A 4,015-nucleotide genomic window follows, 5' to 3' on the forward strand; every position below is an offset into this window, starting at 1 on the left:
GAACTAGAGCATAAGGTTAGAAATTTTAGCGAGTCTGTTTGTAAATTTAGCAGCGAACTTTTAGACAAACTAAAACTAGCTAGGGATGGTTTTAAAGAGAGCTTGATCGATGGAGTGCAGGCGTTTAAAAAGGCCTTTGACGACGAAGCTATCCAAGCTTACGACGATAATAGCGCGCTCATCGAAGGACTAAAACAAGACATCGATGAACTGGACAAAGAGGCAAACGAGATCTTGCAAACCATCGAAAAGGCGAGTATGCTAGATGAAAACGCGTAACGAGGGCAAAAGCGGCGACCAGACCTTTTGGATATCGTATGCGGACCTGATGGCCGGCCTGATGTTTGTTTTTATGCTCATCATCGGCGCCGTCGTCGTAAAATACGTCCTTAGCCAAAGCGACTTGGCAAAACTGCAAAAAGATTTGAGCGAGCGCGAAAAGCAAATCGTTTCATCGCAAAGCGAGCTTGCGCGCAAAGAAAACGTCATAAAAGAAATTTTTTCAAATTTGGACCGCGCAAAGAGCGAAAATAAAGAGCTTGCCGATATAAACAGGCTCGTAAACGAGATGCTTGAAGGCGTAAAAAAAGAGAAAAACGAACTCACGAATCTAACCCAAACCTACGAGATAAACCTAAACGACGCAAACAAAACTATCGCCGATTTGCAGGGTAGAGTGGTGCAGCTTGGGCAAATCTTAGCGCAAAAAGATGAGGCGCTAAACGAGCTAAACGCAAAATACGGCGATGAAATATCAAAATTTGCCGCGCTGGAAGAGGATTTTAATAAAACAAGAGACAAGATAAAAGACATCAGCTCACTCCGCTCAAACGTCATATCAAATTTACGCGCCAAGCTCGGAAATAAGGTCAGCATAGATCCTAGCACGGGCGTCGTGTCGCTGCCCGAGTCTATACTTTTTGACACGGGATCTTACGAGCTAAGAGACGAAGCAAAAGCGCGCCTAAAAGAAATTTTACAGACTTATTTCGAGGCGATTTTAAATAACGAGGAGATCGCAAAACATATCGATAGGATCGTGATCGAGGGGCATACAAACTCCGTAGGCAGCTATATGTACAACCTTGATCTGTCGCAAAAGCGCGCGTATTCGGTGCTAGATTTTATCTACTCGTGGAACAAGGACAAGCGCCTAGAGCGCTATCTCATCGCTAGCGGGCGTAGTTTTAGCGATCTGGTGATGAAAAACGGCAAAGAAGACCCCGATGCCTCAAGGCGCATCGAGATCAAATTTTCGATCTCGGACAAAGAGTCGATGAAAGAGATGCAAGATCTCTTGGAGCGGCAAAATCAAAAGTATTCAAAAGACTAAATTTAACGGACTCGAGTTTTACGTACTTCGCGACGACCTGATGGACGGCGAATTTAACGGCAATAAAGCTAGAAAGCTGGAGTATTTCTTGCATGCTGATCTAGGCGGCATAAAACGCGTCGTTAGCTACGGCTCAAGCCAGTCAAACGCCATGTATAGCCTAAGCGTTTTTGCAAAGATGAAAGGCCTCGAGTTTCACTATGTCGTTTCAAATTTAAACTCAAATTTGGCGGCAAATCCGATCGGAAATTTTAAATTCGCCCTTGAAAACGGGATGAAAATCTACATAGATAAAGATAGACGGGCGCGGGCTAGGGCTTTAGCTTATGAGCTTGCCGGGTTAAAAGAGAGCGGTATTTGCGGCGATGAGACTGCAAATTTGACGGACAATCGCAGCCAAAACGGGTCAAATTTAAAAAACATCGGCGAGTTAAATTTGAGTAAATTTGACGAACGGCTCGGTTTTACGGATATAAATTTAAATGCAAAAAATATGTCAAATTTGCAAGCCGAAGTCGAGCCGAATTTGCAAATAGAAAAATCAAATTCACAAGATTTAGGTGGGCAAATTTCAAGTAAATTTGACGAGCTGGCAAAGCTCGCGGGCGTAAAATCCAGCAAATGCATAAGCCATAAAAGCTCAAATTTTGAAAAATCCGCATACCAAACAAGCTTAAATTTGTCCGCCGCGCAGGATTGCTTCATCGGCGATTCGCTTTTTATAAACGAGGGCGTTTGGCAGCCGCAGGCGGAGGCGGGCTTTATCTCGCAGGCTAGGCAGATAGAGCGCTGGGCTGAGGCGGAGGGCAAAACCGTGGATATATTTTTGCCCTCAGGTACCGGCACGTCGGCGGCGTTTTTGGCTAAGCACGTCAAATTTGACGTCTATACCTGTCCTTGCGTGGGCGACGCAGACTACCTAAAAAGCGAGATCGAAGCGCTGACGCCAAACTCGAAGGCGTGTATTTTGCAGCCGCCCAAAAAATATCATTTCGGCGATCTAAAGCCAGAGCTTTATCAAATTTGGCGCGAAGTATGCGAGCAAACGGGGATAGAATTTGAGCTCATTTACGATCCGGTCGGCTTTTTAACGCTGACGGCAAACCCGGGCGCGTTTAAAAACGAGATTTTATACATCCATCAAGGCGGCGCGCTCGGAAATATCAGTCAAAAACTAAGATATGAAAGAAAATTTAAGGAGATGAGATGAAGTTTTTACTCACTAGTAACGAAAATTTTAAGGACTATTTCGCGACTTTGGTAAACCGCTCAAACGGCGATATGAGCGCGGTTATGCCCGCCGTTTCGCAGATACTGGAGAACGTGCGCGCTAGAGGCGACGAGGCGCTCTTTGAGCAGATAGAGAAATTCGACCGCTGGAAACCTGACGCAAATAGCCTAAAAATCGGCACCGACGAGATGCAAAAGGCCTACGACGGCATAGATAGCTGTCTGCGAAACGCGCTAAATTTAGCCTTTGAGCGCATCAAAAGCTACCACGAAAAAAGCCTGCCAAAAACATGGATGGAGCACGACGAGCACGGCGTTTTGCTAGGTGCGAAGTACACCCCGCTAGACCGCGCCGGGCTATATATCCCCGGAGGCAAGGCCGCCTATCCTAGCTCGCTTCTCATGAATGCCGTGCCGGCCTTGGTTGCTGGCGTTAGCGAGATAGTAGTCTGCACGCCTGCCATCGGAGGCAAGGTAAATGCGTTACTGCTAGCCGCCATGCACGTTTGCGGCATCAAGGAAGCCTATAAAGTCGGCGGCGCCTCGGCGGTAGCGGCAATGGCCTACGGCACGCAAACGATCAAAAAAACCGACGTCATCACGGGTCCCGGCAACATATACGTCGCGACGGCTAAAAAGCTCGTCTACGGCGAGGTAAATATCGATATGATCGCGGGCCCTAGCGAGATCTGCGTTATCGCCGACGAGAGCGCCGACCCTCGCCACATCGCCGTAGATCTACTCTCGCAGGCCGAGCACGACGAGATGGCTAGCGCCGTTCTCATCACGCCTAATCAAGCCTTCGGCGCGGCGGTGCAAAGGCATATCAACGAGGAGATCAAGACTCTAGCCAGGCAGTCCATCGCGCAGGTTAGCATCGATAAAAAGGGTGCTATCATAGTAGCTAGCGACCTTGATGAGTGCGTGAGGCTGGCTAACGAGCTAGCACCCGAGCACCTAGAGATCGCCACAAACGACGCGATGGAGCTGGCTAGGCAGATCAGGCACGCGGGCGCGATATTTATCGGGCATTTTACGCCTGAAGCGATGGGCGACTATCTAGCCGGGCCGAACCATACGCTACCTACGGGCGGTAGCGCGAGATTTTACTCGCCGCTCGGGGTTGAAAATTTCATGAAGCGCACCTCGCTCATCTCGCTAAACGCAAAAGGCATAAGCGAGCTAGCAAATGCGTGCATGAAGCTAGCCGATGCCGAGGGACTGGGGGCACATAAGCGTTCGGTTGCGGTTAGGCTCGAGGCTCTTAAATAAATTGCGGCGTTATCTCTTGGACGCTTTTTGAAGGGCTAGTAAAAATAAATACTCACGGACGATCAGTCCGCTGCGTTTTATTTTTACGTCGCGATCTCAAAAATCGCCTCAAGATATAACGCCAATTTGTTGAAAATATAATGGTTTTTTGACGAAATATGACAAGAATGACCAAAATTG

2 protein-coding genes and 2 pseudogenes are annotated in these 4,015 nt (G+C 47.9%); all 4 read left to right on the forward strand.

All coding sequences use genetic code 11. The features are described from left to right. Positions 1-279: pseudogene (locus tag RYL88_RS11940) on the forward strand (hypothetical protein); the annotation flags it as partial. Next, positions 266-1,333 carry an OmpA family protein gene (locus RYL88_RS11945; protein WP_314991572.1) on the forward strand — a complete coding sequence of 356 codons (1,068 nt, stop codon included), beginning with the start codon at positions 266-268 and terminating at the stop codon, positions 1,331-1,333. The pseudogene RYL88_RS11940 and the gene RYL88_RS11945, both read left to right, overlap by 14 nt. A gap of 40 nt (positions 1,334-1,373) precedes the next feature. Next, positions 1,374-1,634, forward strand: a pseudogene (locus RYL88_RS11950) (1-aminocyclopropane-1-carboxylate deaminase); the annotation flags it as partial. A gap of 905 nt (positions 1,635-2,539) precedes the next feature. Continuing rightward, positions 2,540-3,835 (forward strand): histidinol dehydrogenase, encoded by a 1,296-nt coding sequence (gene hisD / locus RYL88_RS11955; protein WP_314991574.1) that lies wholly within the window; start codon positions 2,540-2,542, stop codon positions 3,833-3,835. Positions 3,836-4,015: the final 180 nt, after the last annotated feature.

The organism is uncultured Campylobacter sp., assembly GCF_963517995.1.
GTDB lineage: Bacteria > Campylobacterota > Campylobacteria > Campylobacterales > Campylobacteraceae > Campylobacter_A.